Below are 22,785 nucleotides of genomic sequence, written 5' to 3' on the forward strand. Positions count from 1 at the left end.
TCCCGCGCCAAGGAACGGGAACCGAATGACGGACAGTAAAGACGACAAGACACTCGACAATGAAGGCAAGAAGACGCTTAAGCTGAAGCCGTCGGGTGTGAGCCAGGGCACCGTGCGCCAGGATATGGGCCGCGGTCGCAGCAAGGCGGTCGTGGTGGAAACACGCAAACGCCGGATCCACAAGCCCGGCGAAGACACTTCAGCATCAGCCTCGCGCGCGCCGGCTTCTCAGAGCGCCCAGCCGCGCGCAGGCGAGACCCGCCGCAATGATGACCGGCCGACGCACCAGCCCAAGGGCCAGCCCTCGCGGCCGGGCGCGCAGAACCGCCAGCGCGGCGGCCAGCCGGATCGCGGTAATGCCGACCGTGGCGGCCAGAACCGCCAGCGCGGCAATGTGCTGCACGATCTCTCCCAGGGCGAGATGGATGCCCGCCGTCGCGCGCTGATCATGGCGCAGCAACGCGAGGCCGAGGATGCCGAACGCCGCAAGCGCGAAGCCGAAGAGGCCCGCATTGCCGAGGAAAAGGCAAAGCGCGAGGCCGAGGAAAAGGCCAAGCGCGAGGCGGAAGAGGCCAAGGCGCGCGCCGCGGAGCCGGCGCCCGCCGTCGAAGAGACGCCGGCCGAGGCCGAAGCGCCGGTTGTGCCCGATCTGCCGCCGGGCGAAGACGCCAAGCCGAGCCGGACCGCGCAGCGTCCGCGCCCCGCCGCGCGCACGACCGAAGATGATGATGACGCCGCCCGCGGCCGCAAGCCCCGTCGCGAAGGCGAGAGCGAAGGCGGACCGGCGCGCGGCAAGGCGCTGCGCCCCGATACCGCGCCGAAGCCCGCATCGCGCCCGAAGGGCACCGGCGAGCGCCGTCGCGGCAAGCTGACCGTAACCGCGGTGACCGGCGACGACGAGGGCGGCAGCCAGCGCGGCCGTTCGCTTTCGGCCATGCGCCGCCGCCAGGAAAAGATGCGTCGCGCCCATTCGCAGGAGCCGCGTGAAAAGGTTCTGCGCGAGGTCGTGCTGCCGGAAACCATCACCATCCAGGAACTGTCGCAGCGCATGTCCGAACGCTCGGTCGATGTGATCAAGTACCTGATGAAGGAAGGGCAGATGATGAAGCCCGGCGACGTGATCGATGCCGATCTCGCCGAGCTGATCGCCACCGAATTCGGCCACACCGTCAAGCGCGTTGCCGAATCGGACGTGGAAGAGGGCATTTTCGACGTCAAGGATGACGAGGGCGATCTGGAGCCGCGCGCGCCGGTCGTCACCATCATGGGCCATGTCGACCACGGCAAGACCTCGCTGCTCGACGCAATCCGCCACGCCAATGTGGTCTCCGGCGAAGCCGGCGGCATCACCCAGCATATCGGCGCCTATCAGGTCGAGCAGGACGGTCAGAAAATCACCTTCATCGACACGCCTGGCCACGCCGCCTTTACGGCGATGCGCGCCCGCGGCGCGGAAGTGACCGACATCGCCATTCTGGTGGTGGCGGCGGACGACAGCGTCATGCCGCAGACGATCGAATCGATCAATCACGCCAAGGCTGCCGGCGTGCCGATCATTGTTGCCATCAACAAGATCGACAAGCCCGCCGCCGACGCCCAGAAGGTGCGCACCGAACTGCTTCAGCACGAAGTGTTCGTCGAAACCATGGGCGGCGAGACGCTGGAAGTCGAAGTCTCCGCCAAGACCGGCAAGAACCTCGACAAGCTGCTGGAAGCCATCCTGCTGCAGGCCGAGCTTCTCGACCTCAAGGCCAATCCCGATCGCACCGCCGAAGGCGTCGTGATCGAGGCCCAGCTTGACCGCGGCCGCGGCTCGGTTGCCACCGTTCTGGTGCAGAAGGGCACGCTGAAGCCCGGCCAGATTGTGGTTGCCGGCGATCAGTGGGGCCGCGTGCGCGCGCTCGTCAACGATCGCGGCGAACATGTAAAGGAAGCAGGACCGTCCATGCCGGTCGAGATCCTCGGCCTCAGCGGCACGCCCGCTGCCGGCGATCGTTTTGCTGTCGTCGAAAACGAAGGCAAGGCCCGCGAGGTCTCCGAATACCGCCAGCGGCTCGCCCGCGACAAGGCGGCGGCCCGCCAGTCTGGTTCGCGCGGCTCGCTCGAGCAGATGATGAGCCAGTTGCAGGATACCGGGCTGAAGGAGTTCCCGCTCCTGATCAAGGGCGACGTGCAGGGTTCGGTCGAAGCGATCTCGGCAGCGCTCGAAAAGCTCGGGACCGACGAAGTGCGCGCCCGGATCGTCCATGCCGCGGTCGGCGGCATCACCGAGTCGGATATCTCGCTTGCGGAAGCCTCCAATGCGGCGATCATCGGCTTCAATGTCCGCGCCAATGCCCAGGCCCGCAAGGTGTCCGAGCAGGAAGGCATCGAGATCCGCTACTACAACATCATCTACGATCTGGTGGATGACGTGAAGTCGGCGATGTCGGGCCTTCTGTCGCCGGAACGGCGCGAGACCTTCCTCGGCAACGCGGAGATCCTCGAGGTCTTCAACATTTCCAAGGTCGGCAAGGTCGCGGGTTGCCGCGTTACCGAAGGCCGCATGGAACGCGGCGCCGGCGTACGCCTTGTCCGCGACAATGTGGTCATCCACGAGGGCAAGCTGAAAACGCTGAAGCGGTTCAAGGACGAAGTCTCCGAAGTACCGGTCGGCCAGGAATGCGGCATGGCCTTCGAGAACTACGAAGACATCCGCGCCGGCGACGTCATCGAAGCCTTCCGCGTCGAGCACATCACCCGCACGCTCTGATCGTCAGGGCAACACGGAAATCGGAAAGGGCCGGCAGCAATGTCGGCCCTTTGTCGTTTGCGATGACGATTTTTGCTGTGGCGGTTGCACCGCCCAGGGGCGATTTACGGAGAGAGCCGCAGCCCACGCTTCTTTCTCCCTTCGTTGCGCTCTCTTCTTCAAGCGGGAGGTTGGTGTCAGGCCGGGGCGCCGGACAGGATCGGCGTTTGGCATACCGTACCCACCCTGTCGGCGTCGGGCTTGACTGCAATCCGCATATAGGCTGCAAACGCTTGGTGCCGCCGGGGCAAGGCGCGGGCCGGCGTTTGTGAAAGGATGCGCAATGCTGCGGGATTTTTCACTGCAGAGCCTGTTCATGGGGCTTCTGGTCGCCTTTGTCGGCTTCGCGAGCTCGTTTTCGGTCGTGCTTCAGGGTTTGGAAGGCACGGGCGCCAGCCATGCGCAATCGGCATCGGGGTTGATGGCGCTGTCGATCGGCATGGGAGTGTGCGGCATCGTCCTCTCGGTGGTCACGCGCATGCCGGTGAGCGTGGCATGGTCGACGCCGGGCGCGGCGCTGATGGCCACCAGCGGGGCACTGCCCGGAGGCTTCAATGCGGCGGTCGGCGCTTTTGTTATTGCGGCGGTGCTGATCATCCTCGCCGGCATGGTGAAGCCGGTCGGTAGGGCGATTTCAGCCATTCCCGCGCCGCTTGCCAATGCGATGCTGGCCGGCGTGTTGCTCGCGCTCTGTTTCGCGCCGGTGGAGGCGGTGAAGTTCTCGCCGCTGCTGGCGCTGCCGATCGTGGCGACCTGGGTGATCGTCGGCGCCTTCAACCGGCTGATGGCGGTGCCCGCCGCCTTTCTCGCTTTCGTGGCCGTGCTGATCTTCGGCGTTGATATAGAATCGGGTGCGTGGTCCGGCGTATTTCGCAATGCGTTTGCCGCGCCGGTCTGGGTGACGCCGCATTTCTCGGCTCAGGGCGCGATCTCGCTGGCGCTGCCGCTGTTCATCGTCACCATGGCCTCGCAGAACATTCCGGGCGTCGCGATCCTGAACATCAACAATTACCGCCCTTCGGCCGGCCGGATGTTCTCTGCAACCGGCCTGGCCACGCTTTTTACCGCGCCGTTCGGCGGGCACGGCGTCAATCTGGCGGCGATCACCGCGGCGATGTGCGCGGGCCCGGATGCCCACCCCGATCCGAAACGGCGCTACTGGTCGGCGATCATCGCCGGGATCGGCTATATCGTGCTCGGCCTGTTCAGCGGCCTTGTGGTGGCAACCGTTTCGCTGGCGCCGCCGGTGCTGATCGAGGCCGTTGCCGGCCTTGCGCTGATCGGCGCTTTCGGCGGCGCGGTGCTCGGCGCGTTCAAGGAGCCGGATGCGCGCGAGGCGGCGGCGATCACCTTTCTGGTCGCTGCCTCCGGCGTCGGCTTTTTCGGCGTTTCCGGGGCCTTCTGGGGACTTCTCGCGGGGCTTGTGGTGCACGGCATCAAATCATGGGCGGCGGGCCGTTCGCGCAAGCCGGCATAGGAGGCGCTGTTTGCGATTGCAATTTGCCGCCGATGCCGCTAAGGAACGCTCATGATCAGGTTTGCGAACAATTTCCAGGCGAAGTCCACGCGCAGTGCCACTGCCGCGGCGTCCGTCCTGCGCGACCTAAACTCGCTTCTTCTTCTCAGCCTTAACGGCGGTTGCCGGGTCCTTTGAGGAGCGCCCGGCGGCCGGAAAGCCGTCTGGCACAAGCGCTCCTGAAAAATCCCTGAAATTGAAGATCAAGGCGGCCATCGCGTGGAACACGGATGCGCGCCGGAGTGAGGAAAAATGGACGTGAAAACCACAGCCAACAAGGGCATGCCGTTCGCGGCTCAGAAATACCAGGCCTATCAGCAGATCAATCTGACAGACCGGCAATGGCCCTCGAAACGCATCGAGAAGGCGCCGATCTGGTGCTCGGTCGATCTGCGCGACGGCAACCAGGCGCTGGTCGACCCGATGGGGCACGACCGCAAGGCGCGCATGTTCCAGCTGTTGCTCGACATGGGTTTCAAGGAAATCGAGATCGGCTTTCCCTCCGCTTCCCAGACGGATTTCGACTTCGCCCGCTGGTGCGTCGAAAACGGCAATGTCGGCGACGACGTTTCGCTGCAGGTGCTGGTCCAGTGCCGTCCGGAACTGATCAACCGCACCTTCGAGGCGCTGGAGGGCGCGCACCGCCCGATCGTGCATTTCTATAATTCCACCAGCGAGTTGCAGCGCCGGGTCGTGTTCGGCAAGGATGTGGCGGGCATCCGTCAGATCGCCGTCGATGCCGCCAAGATGATCACTGATATGGCGGCGAAGGCCGGCGGCGGCTACCGCTTCGAATATTCGCCGGAAAGCTTCACCGGGACCGAACTGGACGTCGCGCTGGAGATCTGCAACGCGGTGATCGAGGTGGTCAAACCGACCCCCGACAACAAGTTGATCATCAACCTGCCTTCGACCGTGGAAATGTCGACGCCCAACATCTATGCCGACCAGATCGAGTGGATGTGCCGCAATCTCGACAATCGCGAGAACCTGATCGTCTCCGTGCATCCGCACAATGACCGGGGCACCGGCATTGCCGCAGCCGAAATGGGCGTGCTGGCCGGCGCGGACCGGATCGAGGGCACTCTGTTCGGCAATGGCGAGCGCACCGGCAATGTCGATATCGTCACGCTGGCGCTGAACATGTTCACGCAAGGCGTCGATCCGGAACTGGACTGCTCGGATATCGAGCGGATCAAGGCGGTCTACGAATATTCCAACCAGATGGTCATCCCGGAGCGCCACCCCTATGTCGGCGAACTGGTCTACACCGCTTTCTCGGGCTCGCATCAGGATGCGATCAACAAGGGTATGAAGGCGATCAAGGTCGCCAACAAGCCGCAGTGGGAAGTGCCCTATCTGCCGATCGACCCGCAGGATGTCGGCCGCACATACGAGGCGATCATCCGCATCAACTCGCAGTCCGGCAAGGGCGGCATCGCCTATATCATGCAGTCCGACTACGGCATCAACATGCCGCGCGCCCTGCAGGTCGCCTTCCGCGAGCACGTGCAGAAGATCACCGATGAAGAGGGGCGCGAGCTCCCTTCGAAGCGGATCTACGACGTGTTCATGGAGAAATATGTCGAGCAGCCCAACGGCCGCATCAAATTCGTCGATCACCAAACCTATCCGCAGGGTCAGGCCAAGGGCCAGCGCGTGGTGACGGCGGAGATCGAGGATAATGGCGTTTCCAAGCGCATCGAGGCCAAGGGCAACGGCCCCGTCGACGGGTTCATCAATGCGCTGTCCGATTATCTCGGCATTGCGCTGTCGGTCGAGGATTATTCCGAGCACTCGCTGAACCACGGGTCGGATGCCAAAGCGATCGCCTATGTCGAGGTCGCCTATGACGGCGGCAAGATTTATGGCGTCGGCATCAACACCAATATCGTTGCCGCATCGCTGGAAGCGATCGTGTCGGCAGCGAACCAGATCCTGGCGGCGCGGTGACGCCCGCCTTACGACTCTGAAGAAGGCCGGTCGCACTCAACGCGGCCGGCTTTCGTTTTGTCAAAGCTTGAGATAGGCGGCCTGGGCAAGGTCGGGCATGTTGGCATCGGAAGACGGGCCGACGACGGCGACCAGCGTGCGTTCGCCCTGCCACCACGAGACGATGAGATCGTCGCGGATGGTCTCCTGCACATCCGTCACCTGATTGTCGGGCGAAGCGGGGCGGGCCAGCACGAACACCGACAGCAGGTCGCCGGCCGCATTGCGGTAAAACAGTTCGATGCCCGGAGCGCGGTCGATCGCGACGACCCTGGCGCCCTCGAAGATCGAAGCGCCTTCCTCGAAAGTGGGGACCGTCATGTCGATGCCGATCGTGCGCTGGACGAGTTCGGCGAAGGCCGCGTCTTCGCCCGGGCCGATATCGACCAGGGGCTGATATTTTCGGCCGAAAACCCGGAAACTGGCACAGACATCATCGATCCAGTCGTTTGTCTGTTCGAGCGAGAGATCGACCACCTGGGAGGCGCCGGAATCCCGCGACAGGCTGGCGCCCACGGCCACGCCGATGCCGAGAAATACAGCGCAGGCTGCTCCCGCCATCCAGCGGCGACGGCCGGCTGCCCTTTTCGGTCTGCTCTTGATGACTGCGGAATCCATAACGACCTTGAAACTCTCGATCGCATACGCGATATAATAATGGCCGGTCAACCCCTTTGCCGGCCCGTATGCTGGGGCGATATTGCCTTGTGTAAATGGCGGAAACAAGGGGCGTGCAGTCTTTCCCCAAACGGAAAGCAAATTTACTTGGATCGCAACCGTCTGTTGCATAAGGTCCAGCCGTACAGCTCGGAAAATATGGCTGAAATATGGCTGGCGCTTGCGCGCGCGTTGCTTTATCTTGTCTGCCAACCAGAAAATAGAATGAAGGGGAGGATTTATTCTATGATCAACGTTTGGCCAAAAACAGAGTAATAAACAAAGCCATGATCGAAAATCAAAGCGGTGCAGCAGCAACGAGGCAGGCGATTATCTCCGCGGCCCTCCGGCTTTTTGGAGAATATGGCTATAACGCTGTTTCCACACGTAAAATCGCGGAGCTGTCAGGCGCGAATATCGGCAGTATCGCCTACCATTTCGGCGGCAAGCCTGGGTTGATGCGCGCCTGCGCACTTTACGTGATCAATATTGCCAAGAACAATATCGGCAGTGCGATGCTGGAGCCGATATCGGCCAAGATGACGCCGGCCGAGGCACGGGAAGAGCTGGTCGAATTGATGGTTCTTATGGTGCAGCCCCTGACGCCCAACTACGACGAGGACGAGATTTCGGCCTTCATCATGCGCTACATCTCGCTTCCAAGCGAGGCCTTCGACCTTCTCTTCAACGAGTTTGTCGAGCCGCTTAACAAGCACTTGCGGCAATTGCTGGCGCGGGCCACCGGACGGGACGAGACTGCCGAGGATCTGGCGATCCTGACGTTCACTCTTCTCGGCCAGGCGCAATATTTCAAGATTTGTCGCCATGTCGTGCAGCGCAGCCTTGATTGGGACGGCATAGGCCAGAATGAGTGCCTGAAACTGCGCAATGCCGTCAGGTTCAACGTTAACGCTATCGTCGATGCCAGCGCTATCCCTTCTGTCCGTCGGCCCCTCGTGCACGAGGACGCGGTGTAGCGCCAGGGGCAATCACCGGTCGTTGGAATAAGAGAAGCTGAATTCGCTTTCAGGTTCGATGATGCCGCTCGCCGCGCTGAGAGCGTGGCGGCGGCAGTGCATTTCATATGAGCCGGATCTGCCGCTGATGGTAATAAGGTTGAAGCCGGACGGCGGCTTCTTGCCATTGGCGCCCTGGCCCGCGGCGGCGATGCCGATCACCGGCGTCTTGCCCTTTCGGGTCTCGATGAAATTCACGGTGTTGAGGTGGGTATGGCCGTGAAGCACCAGTTCGCAGCCGCTGGTGGCAATCGTCGCCCGGAATCGGCGAATGCCGATTAGCCGCTTGTGGCGGGGGGCCGCGTTGCGAACAGGGGGGTGATGGATCATCAGGATGCGGAACAGACCTTCCTCGCCGGCCTGGCGCAGGAGTTCGGCGGTTTTTCGCGCCTGCTTCGCCTCGAACGAGCCGATCGCCAGGAATGGCGGCGATGGTATGGCCGATGAACAGCCGATAATGGCAATCGGACCGCGTCGGCGGATATAGGGGAAGGTCATTCTGCCCAGGTGCGCCCCCTCATGATCATCGCCCTGCATGTAGTCGCCCCAGGCCCTGGCGATTTTGGCGTAGGCGCCGCCGACATAGGCGTCGTGATTGCCCGGAACCAGCGAAACCTCGTGGGCCGGGCCGACGCTTTTCAGCCAGTCGGCGGCGATATCGATTTCCTTGGTGGTGGCCAGATTGACTAGGTCACCGGTGATCGCGAGATGGTCCGGGTTCTCATCCGCGATCGCCAGAAGCAGGTTTTCCAGCGTGTCCTTGCCGAGGTGTTTGCGGCGGTTGCGATGCCAGTTGAAGAAGCCGGTGATCCGCTTGGAAAACAGCTCCTTCGGCGACAGCCGCGGCAGCGGCCCGAGATGGACATCGGAAATATGGGCGATTGTATACATGCAGTCTTCTTAGCTTTCCAACGCCCGCCGAACAAGCGCCGCCTTTTCAGCCGCGCCCGTGCGGCGCGTCGAGGTCGATGAGCGGACCCTCCGGCACGATGCCGGTCGGGTTGATCGTCTTGTGCGAGCCGTAATAGTGGCGCTTGATGTGGTCGATATTGACTGTCTCCTTAACGCCCGGGACCTGATAAAGTTCGCGCAGATAGCCCGAGAGATCGGGATAGTCGGCAATCCGCCTGAGATTGCATTTGAAGTGGCCGACATAGACCGGATCGAAGCGCACCAGCGTGGTGAACAGCCGCCAGTCGGCCTCCGTCAGCCGATCGCCCATCAGATAGCGGTTTTCGCCAAGGCGCTTCTCCAGCATGTCGAGCGTTGCAAACAGCTTCAGCACGTTTTCGGAATAGGCCTCCTGCGTGGTCGCGAAACCGGCCTTGTAGACGCCGTTGTTGACGGTGTCGTAGACCACCGCGTTGATCTCCTCGATCCCCAAGCGCAGGTCCTCGGGGTAGAAATCGACATCATTGCCGGTCAGATGATCGAAGGCGCTGCTGAACATGCGGATGATTTCCGCCGATTCGTTGGAGACAATGGTCTCGCGCTTCTTGTCCCAGACGACCGGCACGGTCACGCGGCCTGAATATTTCGGGTCCGCCTTGGTATAGACCTGCCAGAGATAGTCGGCGCCGTTGACCTTGTCGGCCGTGCCGCCGTCGCGGTTCCTGAATTCCCAGCCGTTTTCCAGCATCAGCGGATCGACGATCGAGACGTCGATATAGTCTTCGAGGCCCTTCAGCTTGCGGAAGATCAGCGTGCGGTGGGCCCAGGGACAGGCAAGGGCCACATAGAGGTGGTAGCGGCCCTTTTCGGCCTCAAAACCGCCATCGCCCTCGGGACCGGCGCTGCCGTCGGCGGTGATCCAGTTCCTGAATTTCGAGCTTTCGCGCTTGAACTTGCCGCCCGTCTTGTCGGTGTCGTACCAGACGTCCTTCCAGACGCCGTCTACCAGCATACCCATGGCCTGTTCCTTTCATTCGTCTTGCCCATTTACATACGGCGCGCCTCCCGCTTTGCCACCCCCGAAACCATTGACAGTGTGTTGCATGCCATCGGCCCCGCCGTTTTCGCTCCCCACAGGCTGGACGGCCGCTGCGTTTCCTGCTAGTGGCCGACGAAACGCAAATTTGGAAAATGTCATGCGGAACCTGCGACGACGCTGATTGGAAGTTCAGACCGGATTTTCTCCGGCCCCGACATCATGCGTTCTCCAGACAGGTTCAGACATCAATGACGAGTGAATTGCGTTACCTCCCCGAAGAGGCCTCCCACGACGCTGCCATCGAAGACATCAACGCCGAAGCCTTCGGCCCCGCCCGTTTCGTGCGCGCGGCGGCCCGCATCCGCGAACAGGGGCCGCATGATCCTGCGCTGTCCTTCGTCTGTCTCGATGGCGTCGAGGTTATTGCCTCGGTGCGGATTACGCCGGTTTTCGCCGGCATGGCCGAGGGGCATATGCTGGGACCGCTGGCGGTCAAGCCGTCGCACAAGAACCGCGGCATCGGCCGCCATCTGGTCAAGGTCGCCGTTCAGGCGGCGCGCGATGCCGGGTCAGAAGTGGTGATCCTGGTCGGCGATCCGCCCTATTACAGCCCGCTCGGTTTCCTCCCGATCGTTCCGCCCACGCTGCAATTGCCGGGACCGGTCGATTACCGCCGCGTCCTGGCCGCGCCGCTGGTCGAGGGCGTGGAAGCAAAGCTCGTCGGCATGATGCGGTTTCGCGGGTAGGGCTTTTCGGTTTTCTCGGCTATCTGCCGGTTTGCGAGAACCTCCCAGCCTCAATCTCACATTTGAGGGCAGGGCTGCCGCATATGGCGTAGCAGCTTGCTCCCAATACTCTCTCCCGCTGGCGGGAGAGATGCCCCGAAAGGGGCAGTGAGGGTGGCGCGGCATTTCAAATTGTGAGGGCGTTCGCGGTGATAGTCTCCCCCCTCACTGTCGCTTTCGCGACATCTCTCCCCTCCGGGGCGAGAAGACTTGGGGGCTATGCGGAAAACCATATGCTACCTTCGTGCTCTCAAGGGGAGAGATTACGGGCTGCGGGGCCGCTTATCGAAGCTTGTGCTTCACTTGCGGCAAAGCCCAACCTCAGCTCCGCCCCTCGCGCCACCATGTCGCGGAGATCAGGGCGAGGAGGGCTGCGAGGCCGAGGAGGCCGTTGAAGAGCGGCAGGGAGCGGATGCTTTCGAGCCTTGTGTCGGCGGTTTCCACGATCGGCATGTAGCTGTCATTGCCGGGCCGGACCGGGCCGCTCACAAGGCGGATCGGCGGCATGCCGTCGGCGATGCGCTGGGTCAGTCCCCCGGTTTCCGCTGAAAGCGGGGCGAGCGTGTCGGTCGTCGAGATCATGCCCTTGAACTCCGGCGCATCCGGATCGCCGACATTGACGAGGCGCTGGAGATCGCCGTTTTCGACGGTGAAGAGCCCCATCTCATCCACCAGGGTCTCGCCCCGATAGAGGCCCGGTTCCGCTTCGGTAAGCGGGACCGTGATAGTCTGGCCCGACGGCGTGGTCACGGTTGCGTCCGGCGCGCCGTCCTCCATGGTCTGGCGGGTGATCTCAAGCGTCTCGCCGTCGACGGCTGCCGAAAGCGTTTCCTCCTCCAGCGCCGGCTCCTTCATCAGCCAGTGGGCGATGCGGCGGTAGAGCGGAACATAGGGGCCGCCGCCCTCGAAGCCGCGCGCCCAAAGCCAGCCCTGGTCGGAGAGGAATTCGGCGACCCGGCCTTCACCTTCGCGCGAAAGCACCAGCAGCGGCGCGCCATCGGCAGTGGTCATCACGGTTTCGCCGCGCGCCGGGCCGACCGGGATCGAGCGGAACCACCGCCCCCATGCCGGCGGCTCGGAGCCGCTGCCGGGCAGGTCGCGGGTGACCGGGTGGCGTTCGCCGGTCCCGGAGATTTCGGGATAGTAGCCGCCTTCGGCAAGATCGCCGGTCGGGATCGCCGGCAGCACCGCGGAAAGCGGCGTGTCGGCGATCGATTCCGGCCCCGCGATCTCCGGTCCAGCGGCCACCAGCAGCGCGCCGCCATTCAGCACATACTGGGCGATATTGTCATAGTAGAGCAGGGGCAGCACACCCCGGTTCTGGTAGCGGTCGAAGATGATCAGGTCGAAATCATCGATCTTGTCGACGAACAGTTCGCGCGTCGGAAAGGCGATCAGCGACAGCTCGTTGATCGGCGTGCCGTCCTGCTTCTCCGGCGGGCGCAAAATGGTGAAATGCACCAGATCGACGGATGCATCGGATTTCAGGAGGTTGCGCCAGGTGCGCTCGCCCGAATGCGGCGACCCCGACACCAGCAGCACGCGCAGGTTCTCGCGGATGCCTTCGACGATCTGGACGGCGCGGTTGTTGATCGTGGTCAGTTCGCCATCGACCGGCGCGACCGAGAGCTCGAGAATGTTCTCGCCGCCATTCTCGATGTCGAAGACATAGCGCGTCGGCAGATTGGTGCCGACCAGCATCTCGGCCGCGATCTGGCCATTGATGCGGGCCGTCACTTTGGCCGGGCCGCTGGTATGTTCGTCCACCGGCCCGTCATCGACCACGGTGAACTCGACGGGAAGGCTGTCGCCGACGAGCCCGAAGCGCGGGGCCTCGTTGATCTCGATCCGGCGGTCATATTCGCTGTCGGTGCCGGTCACCAGCGCGTTGAGCGGCATTGCGCCCGGCACGCCCTCGGCATTGTCCGGAAGGTCGTGGATCTGCCCGTCGGTGATCAGGAAGGCCGCGCCCAGCCGGCTCGGCGGTACGTCGCGCACGGCCTCGGAAAGGGCGGCGAAGGCCAGCGTTTCCGCCCGGCCGTTCTCGTCGGCGGTTGCGACATCGACCACCCGCGGCTCGATCATCGGATCGTCGGCAAGCCTTGCCTGCAGTGCTGCAAGCGCCTCGTCGGTCTGGCCTTCGCGCTCGCCGGTCAACTGGCTCTGGCTGCGGTCGACCACGATCGGCACGATGGTGGTCAGCGCCGAGCGCTCCTCGTTGCTGATCGTCGGATTGGCAAGTGCGGTTACCAGAGCCAGGCCGGCCGCGGCGCGCAGCGCGGTTGCCCGCATGCGGGTGAGGTAGCCGGCGGCCATCAGCGCGAGCACGAGGGCGAGCGCGATGAAGATTGCCCAGAGCGGCAGCAGCGGTGAAAAGGTCAGCGCCATTATTGCCCCAGCCTTTCCAGGAGGGCAGGCACGTGCACCTGATCGGCCTTGTAGTTGCCGGTCAGCATGTACATCACAATGTTGACGCCGGTGCGGTAGGCATATTGGCGCTGCATCGGGCTCTCGGGCACGGTCGGCAGCATCGGCGTCGAATCGGGATTGGTGGCCCAGGCGCCGGCGAAATCATTGCCGGTGATCAGGATCGGAGACACGCCGTCGCCGCCGCTCGTGACGATATTGCCCACCGCATCCTCGCCCGCGCGCGCCTCGACCCAGAGCGGCGAGCCGTCATAGCGGCCGGGGAAATCGGAGAGCAGGTAGAACGAGCGCGTCAGCACATGATCTTCCGGCACGGGTTCCAGCGGCGGCACGTCGATATTGTCGAGGATCTGGCGCAGCCGCGCCGTATTCGGGCTGACGGCGCTCTGGCCGAGCGGCGAATACTGGTCGCGGGTGTCGAACAGCACGGTGCCGCCATTGCGCATATAGGCCTCGATCCCGGCAATCGCCTCTTCCGAAGGCATTGGCGCGGTGGCGGAGATCGGCCAGTAGATCAGGGGATAGAAGGCCAGTTCCTCGCTCGCCGGATCGACGCCCACAGGATCGCCGGGCTCCAGCGCCGTGCGGTAGGAGATATAGTCGGAGAGACCCTTCAGCCCGCGCTCGGAGATGCGGTCGACCTCGTCCTCGCCGGTGACGACATAGGCGAGGTGGGTTTCGTAGAGCAGATCGGCGATCGCCGCATCGTCCATCTGCGCGCGAGCCGGCGGCGCCGCGCCGAGATAAAGCGGGATCGCCAGGGCGCAGGCCGCGAGGATCGCAGCCGACATTGCGGTGCGGCGCGGTCGCAAGCCCCGGAACGCGCCGTTCATGGCCAGCATGATGATGCCGTCGATAATCAGCAGAGCCATGGCAGCGGCCAGCAGCCAGGGTTTCAGGCTGAAGGCGCGGGCATCGCCGATCTGCACAATCCTGACCCCATCGCCAAAGCCCGAAATGTCGACCGGCGCAAGCTGATCGCCCGCCTCAAAAAGGTTCAGTGCCGTGAAGCCGTCCGGCGAGCCATAGAGGCCGGGCGGGTGTTCCGCCGTCGCCGCGGTCGGTCCGCCGGGAACGGCAAGCGGCTTGGCGTCGGCCACGTCGCTGGTCAGCGTGCCGTTGGCGGCGAGCAGCCGATAGGGGGAGAGTAGAACCTCGGCGCTCCCTTCGCCCTCTTCGGCCTGTCCCGCCCGCGACAGGTTGACGATCCGGCGCAGCATTTCGACGAAATAGCCGGAGATCGGCAGGTTCGACCAGTTGGGATCGGCGGAGGTATGAAACAGCACGATACGGCCCTCGCCGAGCGTCCCTTCCGTCACCAGCGGCGTACCGTCGGCAAGGCTTGCCCAGGTGTGCTCGGAAAGCGTCGGCGCGGGTTCGGCCAGCACCTGACGGGTGACGGTGATGTCGTCGGGCACCGGCAGGCCGTAGAACGGGCTTTCGGGCGGAAACGGCGCCAGTGGCTGCGGCTCGCTCCAGCTCATCGCGCCGCCAAAGGCGCGCGCGCCGGAGCGCAGCCGCACCGGCAGAAGGCTGTCATCGCCCGAGGCCGCGGCAAGCCGCGGGCCGGCAAAGCGGATCAGCGTGCCGCCGGCCTCGACCCATTGCTGAAGCGCGGCATGGGCCTCCTCAGGCAGCGTGCCGACATCGCTCAGGATCAGGACGGAGGGGTTGCGATCGGTAAGTGCCGCGATTTCCTCGGGCAGCGTCGCCGCATCGCTCGTGATCAGGTCGGCATAGGGCGAGAGCGCCTGCTGCAGGTAATATCCGGAGGAGAGAAGCGGCTGGGCGTCGTTCGCCGGGCTGCCCGATATTAGCCCCACCCGCCGCCGCTTGAAGCCGTCATCGAGCAGATGGACCGCGCCTGCATTGGCCGTGCCATCGATGGCGACCCGGGCGAAATCATTGCGGACCTCGAACGGCGCGCGGATTTCGGCGGAAGCGGCCCCGGCGCCGGCCTCGAAGACCAGCGGGGCGGAGGCTATCACCCGGCCCTGAAGGTCGTAGGCGTTGACCGTCATCTCAGCCGGAGACGCGGTTTCCGCGCGGCTCGCGGTGATGCGGCTTGCGGTCGCGTCATTCTCGACATCGGTGACGGCTGCGGGCAGGGCGCGCGGGGCGCTCAGCACGATATTGTCCTCGGCGGGGGCGAGCATGGAAAAAGCTGCCGCGTCATCGGGGCCTGCGAGACCATCGCTGATGAAGGCGACGGTTGCCGGCGGGGTCTCGCCGAAGGCTTCGGAAAGCGCGGTCGCGGCGGCCAGCCGGTCGGGGCGCGCGGCGCGCGGTTCGGCGGCGGCGAGGCGCTGGCGCGCCTCGGTTGCGGAAACCGGGGTCGGATCATTCACGGGCTCTGCGGTGAACGCCATCATGATCGGCTGGTCGGCATCGGCGGCGGCATCGATGAGGTTTTCGGCCGCGCGGGTGCGCGCCCGCCAGTCCTCGGCGCTGGCCCAGCCATTGTCGATCAGAAGCGCCAGCGGGCCGCCGGTCGCGATCGTCGTGCGTTCGGGGTCGATCACCGGATTGGCGATCGCGAGGATCACCAGAGCGGCGAGCGCCATGCGCAGCAAAGTCAGCCACCACGGGCTTTTGGCCGGCGTCTCGTCGCGTTTGGCAAGACGCAGCAGGATCGCGAGCGGTGGGAACACCTCGCGGCGCGGGCGCGGCGGCGTCAGCTTCAAAAGCCACCAGATTGCCGGCAGAACCACCAGCGCGGCCAGGATGAGCGGGCTTGCGAATTCCATCACCGCACCCCTCTGCCGAGGCCGGCAAGACGCGTATGGATCGCGGTCAGCGCCTCGGAGGCGGGATGGTCGGTGTGATGGGTCACGAACGACCAGCCGGCATGGCGCGCGGTATCGGCGAGTACCGCCCGGCGGGCATGATATTCGGCGAGATAGGCGTCCCTCAGGCTTTCGGCCCGGCCGAGCGTCAGTTCGCGCCCGGTTTCGGGATCGGCGAATGCGGTGCGGCCGCTATAGGGGAAGCTTTCCTCCGCCGGGTCCGCCACCTCGATGAGATGCGCCCTGAGCCCGCGCTCGGAAAGCGGCATGATCTGCGAAAACAGGGCGTCCGGGGCGTCCAGAAAATCGCCGATCATCACCAGTTCCGACGGGCCGCGCATCATCCGGGTCTGCGGCAATTCCATCGGCAGCTCGGCCGCAGATGCCAGCGCATGGGCGAGCTTTTCAGCGCCGTTGCGGTTGGAGACCGGCTCCATAAGGCCGGGATAGCCGACCCGTTCGCCGGAGCGCAGCAGGGACTCGGCAAGCGCAAGCAGGATCACCAGCGCGCGGTGTTCCTTGGAAACCGGCGCAAGCTCGGAGCGGAAATGCATCGACGGGCTGAGATCGGCGAACAGCCAGACGGTGTGCGCCGCCTCCCATTCCATGTCGCGGACATAGGTGTGGTCGTCGCGCGCCGAGCGCCGCCAGTCGATGCGCGCCATCGATTCGCCCTGCGAATAGGGCCTGAACTGCCAGAAATTCTCGCCCGGTCCCCGCCGCCTGCGCCCGTGCCAGCCGGTGATCACCGTGTTGGCGACCCGGCGCGCCTCGATCAGGCAATCCGGCAAAAGGGCCGCGCGCCGCCGGCCCTCGGCAAGGGCCGAGTTGCGGGCAGTCGGCGGTGTCGTTTGTCCAATTGCAGCCAATGGCAAGCCTGTCAGTTGAAATCGCGCTGGGCGATTGCGGCGATGACGTCGGTCACGGTCTTTCCTTCCGCGCGCGCTGCGAAGGTCAGCGCCATGCGGTGCTGCAGCACGGGGCCTGCAAGCGCGCGCACATCATCGACGGAGGGCGCGAGCCGGCCCTGGTAAAGCGCGCGGGCGCGGGCCGTCAGCATCAGCGACTGGCCGGCGCGCGGACCGGGGCCCCAGGCGACGTCGCGGTCGGTATCGGCATGGCCTTCGCCGGGGCGTGCGGCGCGCACCAGCGCAAGGATCGCCTCCAGCACGCTTTCGCTGACCGGCATCTTGCGGATCAGCCTCTGGATTTCCATCAGCCGCGTGGCGCTCAGCACGGGGTTTGCGGTTCCCTCTTCCGCGCCCGTGGTTTCGAGCAGGATTCGGCGTTCCGATTCAATGTCGGGATAATCGACATTGACCTGCAGCAGGAACCGGTCGAGCTGGGCTTCCGGCAGCGGATAGGTGCCTTCCTGCTCCAGCGGGTTCTGGGTGGCGAGCACGTGGAACGGGCGCGGCAGATCGTAATGCTGGCCGGCAATGGTGACGGCATATTCCTGCATCGACTGCAGCAGCGCCGATTGCGTGCGCGGCGAGGCGCGGTTGATTTCGTCGGCCATCAGCAATTGCGCGAACACCGGTCCCTTGATGAAGCGGAAGGCGCGGCGACCGGCCTCGCTTTCCTCCAGCACTTCCGAGCCGAGAATGTCGGAGGGCATCAGGTCGGGCGTGAACTGGATGCGGTTGCCGTCAAGACCGAGCACGGTGCCGAGTGTTGCGACAAGCTTGGTCTTGGCAAGCCCCGGCACGCCGACCAGCAACGCATGGCCGCCGGACAGGATCGAAAGCAGCACGTTCTCGACTACGCTTTCCTGCCCGTAGATGACTTTCGACACTTCCTCGCGCACGATCTTGATGTCGGCGAGCGCCTTTTCGGCCTCCGCCACGATCTGCGTTTCCTCGGTGTCAATCGCGCCCATTTACATGTCTCCAAGGCCCATGGCCGGTTCGGGTCTCAGGCGGCGAAAAGGTGGAACGCTGCCTGTCGGGAAAGGATAATCACCTGCGGGCGGCTGACAAGCCGGTTTGAAATGACTATTTCGAGAGGAAGGCATTCTGGCCCTGAAAGTGAGACGGAAAAATGACGCAAGGCAATATGGCGGGCGATGTCGGCGGGCTGGCTTCGGCCATTACGCGCCAGCTTGATGGCGGCAAATTGCGCAAGCCCGCGCCTGTGGACCGTTGGGAGCCGGAGTTTTGCGGCGAGATCGACATGGAAATCAAGGCGGACGGGACCTGGTTCTATCAGGGCAGCCCCATCGGCCGCGCGGCCATGGCCCAGCTTTTTTCGACGGTCTTGCGCAAGGACGAGGACGGCGCGACCTATCTGGTAACGCCGGTGGAAAAGCTCAGGATCAGGGTGGAGGATGCGCCGTTCATCGCCGTCGGCATGGAAACCGAGGGGGAGGGCGACAGCCGGACGCTGATGATTCGCACCAATATGGGTGATGTGGTGAAGGTTGGTCCGAATCATCCCCTGCGATTTGCCGTCGGCGACGGTGATGACGGGCTGAGACCCTATGTGCTGGTGCGCGGGCGGCTCGAGGCGCTGTTTTCGCGGGCGCTGACCTATGATCTGATGGCGCTTGGCGAGGAGATCGAGATCGACGGCCGCACCATGTTTGCGATCCGCTCCGGCGGCATGGCATTTCCGGTGATGGCGATGGCGGAACTGGAGAAACGCCTGTGAGGGAAACCGTCAAGGAAACGCCCTTTGCCGCAGGCGCTTTCCGCGAGCGCGCGCTCAGCCAGCGCGGGCGGCCACCGGAGCATGCCATCCGCGATCACGGCGATCACAAGCTCAATCCCGACCTGTTCGCCTATTACGAGGACCTCGACATGCGCGCCGCCGCCGTGCTGGTGCCGGTGGTCGATTATGGCGACGAGGCGCGGGTGATCTTCACCCGGCGCACCACCAAGCTGCGCAAGCATTCCGGCCAGATCGCCTTTCCGGGAGGCTCGATCGATCCGGACGATCGCTCGCCGGAGGATGCGGCCTTGCGCGAAAGCGAAGAGGAAATCGGCCTCGCCCGCCATTTCGTCCAGCCGGTCGCGCGGCTGCCGGACTATCTTGCCGGCAGCGGGTTTCGGATCACGCCGGTGCTTTCGGTGGTACGGCCCGGCTTTTCGCTGAAGATCAATCCGGACGAGGTCGACGCGGTGTTTGAAGTTCCGCTGGGCTTTATCATGGACCCGGCCAACCACGCCCGCGGCTCCGCCATGCTGGGGGGCAAGGTGCGGCAGTATTACGAAATCAAGTTCGGCGATCACCGGATCTGGGGTATAACCGCCGGCATCGTCAGGACAATCTACGAAAGGCTTTACGCTTGACCAAGCTCTGCGATCAGGACTGGTTCAAAGACGACCGGCTGAAGATGGTTCTTGAAATCCTGAACGGCGAGGGCGGCGAAACCCGGATCGTCGGCGGCGCGGTGCGCAATGCGCTGATGGGCCAGCCGGTCGGCGATATCGACCTTGCGACGACGCTCGTGCCCGATGCCGTGATGGCCCGGGCGAAGAACGCCGGCATGAAGGCAATCCCGACGGGTATCGATCACGGCACTGTCACCGTGGTCTGCGATGGCAAGCCTTTCGAGACGACCACGCTGCGCGCCGATGTCGAGACCTTTGGTCGCCATGCGACCGTGCGCTTCGGCACCGACTGGGCCGAGGACGCCGCGCGGCGCGACTTCACCATCAACGCGCTTTATGCCGATGCCGATGGCGCGATCTTCGATCCCGTCGGCGGGCTTGCCGATATCGAGACGAAGACGGTGCGGTTCATCGGCGAGGCGGAAACGCGGATACGCGAGGATTATCTCCGGATATTGCGGTTCTTCCGCTTCTTCGCCTGGTATGGCGGCGGCAGGCCGGATGCGGACGGGCTGCGCGCCTCGGTCCGCGCGCGCGACGGTCTCGCCTCGCTTTCGGCCGAGCGGGTCTGGGCGGAAACCAAGAAACTGCTTGCCGCCCGCGATCCCTCGCGCGCGCTTCTATGGATGCGCCAGACCGGCATTTTGACCGCCATCGTGCCGGAGAGCGAGAAATGGGGGATTGACGCCGTTCCCGCGCTGATCGATTGCGAAGCCGCGCTCGGCTGGCAGCCGGACCCTTATCTGCGCCTCGCCGCGATCATTCCGCCCTATGACGTCCGCGTCACGGAGCTTGCCGACCGGCTGAAATTCTCCAATGCCGAGCGCGCGCTCTTCCTCGCCTTCGCGACGGCGCCCGCCATCAGCGGCGCGACCACCGCGCCGGCATTGCGCAAGCTGCTTTACCGCAATGGCAGGGGCGGCATTTTCATCAGGCTGAAACTGGCGCTGGCGGTCGCGCGCGGCAAGGCCGGCGCGGGCGATCTCGACGCAGCGGGCGAGGCCGGCAAGCTCGGGCAACTGGTTGATCTGGCGGAGAGATGGGAAAAGCCGCAAATGCCGTTTTCGGGCGGCGATATCGTGGCGGCCGGGGTGCCGGCTGGGCCGGCGGTCGGCGATTACATGAAAAAGCTGGAAGACTGGTGGATCGAGGATGACTTCAAAGCTAACCGGGCAGCGCTGGCCGCCCGGCTCGATGCGCTTCGGAAAGGCAAGGCCTAAACCTTTTCCTCGTCCTTGATGCGCGCCTTGATGTTTTCGACCATGTTCTCGCGAATAATGGTCTCGCCGTGGGTTGTCCTCATATGCTCGACGGCGCGACGGACGACTTCCGCCTCCTCGTCCGCACTGGCATGAAAGGTGCAACCGGGTACGAGCGAACCGCAATCAAAGCGTTTCATGGTTTCCTCCTTGTGGTTGGCCTCCCAGCCGGCAAGGACCGGGAGGTCTTTGCTGCGTGCCGCACGATCGCGGCTGGCCCGATCGGAGCCGTCATTGACGGCTCCTCATGTTAATGCTGGGCCCAGGTTTCGAACACGGCCGAACCCTCGCAGGGCCGGCGATGCCCGTGAGCCACATGGCCCGGACGTGCATTCTCCTCAGTCGCCGCAACCTTGCGCGGTTTCGGCTTCTGGTCGTGCTGTTTATGCCTGTATTCCTTGATGTCGACTTTCTTCGTCATTGTTCAGCTCCTCCCGAACAAGCTTACAATCAAGTCTTATAGAAACGTGGTGCAACAGCCCTATGAATGCAAGGTGAACAAGGCGATTGTTTGATGAAAAATTAACTATATCGATTTAGAACTAGGGCCATCGCGTGACGGGCGGCAGCGAGGACAGGATTGCCTCGATATTCCCGCCGGTTTTCAGCCCGAAAACGGTCCCGCGATCGTAGAGCAGGTTGAACTCCACATAGCGTCCGCGGCGGATCAACTGCTCGTCACGATCCTCCGACGTCCATTCGTGATTGAAGTTGGAGCGCACGATCCGCGGATAGACCAGATTGAACGCCCGGCCAATATCCTGAACGAAGGCAAAATCGGCATCGAGCCCGCCCTTGTCATCCGCCGAATGCTGCCAGTCGAAGAACACTCCGCCAATGCCGCGCGCTTCCTTGCGGTGGGGTAGGTAGAAATACTCGTCGCACCATGACTTCAGCTTCTTGTAGTCGATGACGGCCTGATGGCGGTTGCAGGCGATCTCCATGGCGCGATGAAACAGCATGCTGTCGGGGTCTTCCTGCTTGCGCCTGCGGGAAAGCACGGGCGTCAGGTCCGCGCCGCCGCCGAACCACCAGCTTTTGGTGACGATCATGCGGGTGTTCATGTGCACGGCCGGCACATGCGGGTTGACGGGATGGGCGATCAGCGAAATGCCGCTCGCCCAGTAGCGCGTCTCCTCGTCGACGCCCGGCATATTGGCGGCCATCTCCGGCGAAAACGTGCCCTCGACGGTGGAGGTGTGGATCGCCGCCTTCTCGAACACGCGGCCATGCATGGTCGACATCCGCCCGCCGCCTTCGCCGTTTTCACGCGTCCAGTCCTTGACCTCGAAACGGCCGGGCTCGAGATCGCTCATCGGGCCGGTCAGTTCCCGCTCCAGCGCCTCAAAGCCGGCGCAGATCGTGTCCCGGAGGCTTTCGAACCAGGCCCTTGAGGCGGCTTTTTTCTCTTCGATGTCGTCCGGCAGACCCACGGGCAATTGCGGCCGTTCCATAGATGCACTCCACTCAAAACTGAAACGCCCGTTGACCCGGGCTTTTGATTTGACTCGCAAACTTCAGATGAAAACCTTATCTTCTTTGAAGAATGAAGGATAGCGTGATGGCCAATGTTCCAAAGCCGCCTTCAATGGCGGGGCTGAAAAAGCGCATCCGGGAGCACCGGGCGCAGGAAAAGAGCGACGGGTTCGTGCGCGAGCGCTATTGCCTTGCCCGCGAGGATGCCCGCGCCAAGGCGCGCGAGTGGTTTCAGAGCTATCCCAAGGCCGCCTACTGGACCGAGGTGGAAAGCTGGCGCGTGACCGGCGACGACCGGATCGAGTTCACCATGCGGCGGCTCTCCTCCGCCGACTGATCTCGGTCAGGAAAGCCCCTCGAAGCCGCCGGTCTGGCGCATCGCCTCGGCCGTTACGATCCCTGCCGATACCGCGAGATTGATCGACCGTTGCCCGTCCGCCATCAGGATCCGCACCCGATGATCGGCGGCCTCATGGACATGGTCCGGCACGCCGGCGCTCTCGCGACCGAACAGCAGGATATCGTCCGGCCGATAGGCGAAGTCGGTATGGCCGACGCTCGCCTTGGTCGAGGCCAGGACAAGGCGCCGGCCGCTGTCGCGTCGACAAGCCTCAAAGGCCTCCCAGTCCACATGCCGGGTCAGCACGGCGGCGGCGATGTAATCAAGGCCCGCCCGCTTCAGGTTCCTGTCCGACAGCGCGAAGCCCGCCGGCTCGATGATATCGACGGCAAGGCCGAGGCAGGCGGCAAGTCTGAGGATCGTGCCGGTATTGCCGGCGATATCCGGCTGGTAAAGGGCAATGCGCAGGGTCATGGGC

The 22,785-nt window shown here is 64.0% G+C and carries 20 protein-coding genes; 9 read left to right on the forward strand and 11 right to left on the reverse strand.

Features of this window, described 5'->3' with window-relative positions; translation table 11 throughout:
- Window positions 1–25: 25 nt before the first annotated feature.
- The 3 genes from infB to leuA all read left to right on the forward strand — a co-directional run bounded on the left by infB (window position 26) and on the right by leuA (window position 6,260).
- The gene (infB, locus tag V6766_RS21915; RefSeq protein ID WP_448470181.1) at window positions 26–2,752 is read left to right on the forward strand and encodes a translation initiation factor IF-2; all 2,727 of its coding nucleotides are present in this window, start codon (window positions 26–28) and stop codon (window positions 2,750–2,752) included.
- A gap of 322 nt (window positions 2,753–3,074) precedes the next feature.
- Window positions 3,075–4,268 (forward strand): benzoate/H(+) symporter BenE family transporter, encoded by a 1,194-nt coding sequence (locus V6766_RS21920; protein ID WP_448470183.1) that lies wholly within the window; start codon window positions 3,075–3,077, stop codon window positions 4,266–4,268.
- A 291-nt stretch (window positions 4,269–4,559) separates the two neighbouring features.
- Window positions 4,560–6,260 carry a 2-isopropylmalate synthase gene (leuA, locus tag V6766_RS21925; RefSeq protein WP_448470185.1) on the forward strand — a complete coding sequence of 567 codons (1,701 nt, stop codon included), beginning with the start codon at window positions 4,560–4,562 and terminating at the stop codon, window positions 6,258–6,260.
- 60 nt (window positions 6,261–6,320) lie between these two features.
- On the opposite strand, the gene V6766_RS21930 is transcribed toward leuA, so the two are convergent.
- Entirely contained in the window at window positions 6,321–6,917 is a 597-nt protein-coding gene (locus V6766_RS21930; RefSeq protein ID WP_448470187.1) for a hypothetical protein, read from the reverse strand.
- Window positions 6,918–7,243: 326 nt separating this feature from the next.
- Here V6766_RS21930 and V6766_RS21935 point away from each other — a divergent pair, with 326 nt between their 5' ends.
- Complete coding sequence (locus V6766_RS21935; protein ID WP_448470189.1) at window positions 7,244–7,933, forward strand: CerR family C-terminal domain-containing protein; 690 nt, start codon at window positions 7,244–7,246, stop codon at window positions 7,931–7,933.
- Between the two features lie 12 nt (window positions 7,934–7,945).
- Here the strand turns inward: V6766_RS21935 and V6766_RS21940 are convergent, their stop codons facing one another.
- Window positions 7,946–8,863, reverse strand: a complete 918-nt coding sequence (locus V6766_RS21940; RefSeq protein WP_448470191.1) for a metallophosphoesterase family protein — start codon at window positions 8,861–8,863, stop codon at window positions 7,946–7,948.
- Between the two features lie 46 nt (window positions 8,864–8,909).
- Window positions 8,910–9,881, reverse strand: coding sequence for a glutathione S-transferase family protein (locus tag V6766_RS21945; RefSeq protein ID WP_448470193.1), 972 nt, complete (start codon window positions 9,879–9,881; stop codon window positions 8,910–8,912).
- Window positions 9,882–10,150: 269 nt separating this feature from the next.
- Here V6766_RS21945 and V6766_RS21950 point away from each other — a divergent pair, with 269 nt between their 5' ends.
- Window positions 10,151–10,648: a GNAT family N-acetyltransferase gene (locus V6766_RS21950; protein WP_448470195.1), complete on the forward strand. Its 498-nt coding sequence runs from the start codon at window positions 10,151–10,153 to the stop codon at window positions 10,646–10,648.
- A gap of 360 nt (window positions 10,649–11,008) precedes the next feature.
- On the opposite strand, the gene V6766_RS21955 is transcribed toward V6766_RS21950, so the two are convergent.
- Genes V6766_RS21955 through V6766_RS21970 form a run of 4 tightly spaced genes read right to left on the reverse strand, consistent with a single transcriptional unit; the run spans window position 11,009 to window position 17,779 of the window.
- Window positions 11,009–13,075 carry a hypothetical protein gene (locus V6766_RS21955; RefSeq protein ID WP_448470197.1) on the reverse strand — a complete coding sequence of 689 codons (2,067 nt, stop codon included), beginning with the start codon at window positions 13,073–13,075 and terminating at the stop codon, window positions 11,009–11,011.
- Window positions 13,075–15,861 (reverse strand): DUF4159 domain-containing protein, encoded by a 2,787-nt coding sequence (locus V6766_RS21960; RefSeq protein ID WP_448470199.1) that lies wholly within the window; start codon window positions 15,859–15,861, stop codon window positions 13,075–13,077. The genes V6766_RS21955 and V6766_RS21960 overlap by 1 nt, the downstream gene beginning before the upstream one ends.
- Window positions 15,861–16,769, reverse strand: coding sequence for a DUF58 domain-containing protein (locus V6766_RS21965; protein WP_448470201.1), 909 nt, complete (start codon window positions 16,767–16,769; stop codon window positions 15,861–15,863). Before V6766_RS21965 ends, V6766_RS21960 begins: the two co-directional genes overlap by 1 nt.
- Before the next feature lie 11 nt (window positions 16,770–16,780).
- On the reverse strand, window positions 16,781–17,779 hold the full coding sequence (locus V6766_RS21970; RefSeq protein ID WP_448470203.1) for an AAA family ATPase: 999 nt from the start codon (window positions 17,777–17,779) through the stop codon (window positions 16,781–16,783).
- Between the two features lie 161 nt (window positions 17,780–17,940).
- Between V6766_RS21970 and V6766_RS21975 the strand changes: the two genes are divergently transcribed.
- From V6766_RS21975 to V6766_RS21985, 3 genes are read left to right on the forward strand one after another with little or no spacing between them, the layout of a single operon-like run.
- Window positions 17,941–18,549: a DUF1285 domain-containing protein gene (locus V6766_RS21975; protein WP_448470205.1), complete on the forward strand. Its 609-nt coding sequence runs from the start codon at window positions 17,941–17,943 to the stop codon at window positions 18,547–18,549.
- Complete coding sequence (locus tag V6766_RS21980) at window positions 18,546–19,190, forward strand: NUDIX hydrolase (protein ID WP_448427323.1); 645 nt, start codon at window positions 18,546–18,548, stop codon at window positions 19,188–19,190. The genes V6766_RS21975 and V6766_RS21980 overlap by 4 nt, the downstream gene beginning before the upstream one ends.
- The gene (locus V6766_RS21985; RefSeq protein ID WP_448470207.1) at window positions 19,187–20,452 is read left to right on the forward strand and encodes a CCA tRNA nucleotidyltransferase; all 1,266 of its coding nucleotides are present in this window, start codon (window positions 19,187–19,189) and stop codon (window positions 20,450–20,452) included. The genes V6766_RS21980 and V6766_RS21985 overlap by 4 nt, the downstream gene beginning before the upstream one ends.
- Here V6766_RS21985 and V6766_RS21990 read toward each other — a convergent pair.
- From V6766_RS21990 to hemF, 3 genes are all read right to left on the reverse strand, one after another.
- Window positions 20,449–20,631: a DUF1059 domain-containing protein gene (locus V6766_RS21990; protein ID WP_230722002.1), complete on the reverse strand. Its 183-nt coding sequence runs from the start codon at window positions 20,629–20,631 to the stop codon at window positions 20,449–20,451. The two genes, V6766_RS21985 and V6766_RS21990, sit on opposite strands and share 4 nt — an antisense overlap.
- A 110-nt stretch (window positions 20,632–20,741) precedes the next feature.
- Window positions 20,742–20,912, reverse strand: coding sequence for a hypothetical protein (locus V6766_RS21995; protein WP_448470210.1), 171 nt, complete (start codon window positions 20,910–20,912; stop codon window positions 20,742–20,744).
- Between the two features lie 121 nt (window positions 20,913–21,033).
- A complete protein-coding gene (gene hemF / locus V6766_RS22000) occupies window positions 21,034–21,945 on the reverse strand; it encodes an oxygen-dependent coproporphyrinogen oxidase (protein ID WP_448470212.1) in 912 nt (303 codons plus the stop codon).
- A 107-nt stretch (window positions 21,946–22,052) separates the two neighbouring features.
- Here hemF and V6766_RS22005 point away from each other — a divergent pair, with 107 nt between their 5' ends.
- Window positions 22,053–22,304 carry a hypothetical protein gene (locus V6766_RS22005; protein WP_230722005.1) on the forward strand — a complete coding sequence of 84 codons (252 nt, stop codon included), beginning with the start codon at window positions 22,053–22,055 and terminating at the stop codon, window positions 22,302–22,304.
- A 6-nt stretch (window positions 22,305–22,310) separates the two neighbouring features.
- Here V6766_RS22005 and V6766_RS22010 read toward each other — a convergent pair whose 3' ends face one another.
- On the reverse strand, window positions 22,311–22,781 hold the full coding sequence (locus V6766_RS22010; protein ID WP_448470214.1) for a tRNA (cytidine(34)-2'-O)-methyltransferase: 471 nt from the start codon (window positions 22,779–22,781) through the stop codon (window positions 22,311–22,313).
- Window positions 22,782–22,785 lie beyond the last annotated feature (4 nt).

This window comes from Martelella sp. AMO21009, from assembly GCF_053484295.1.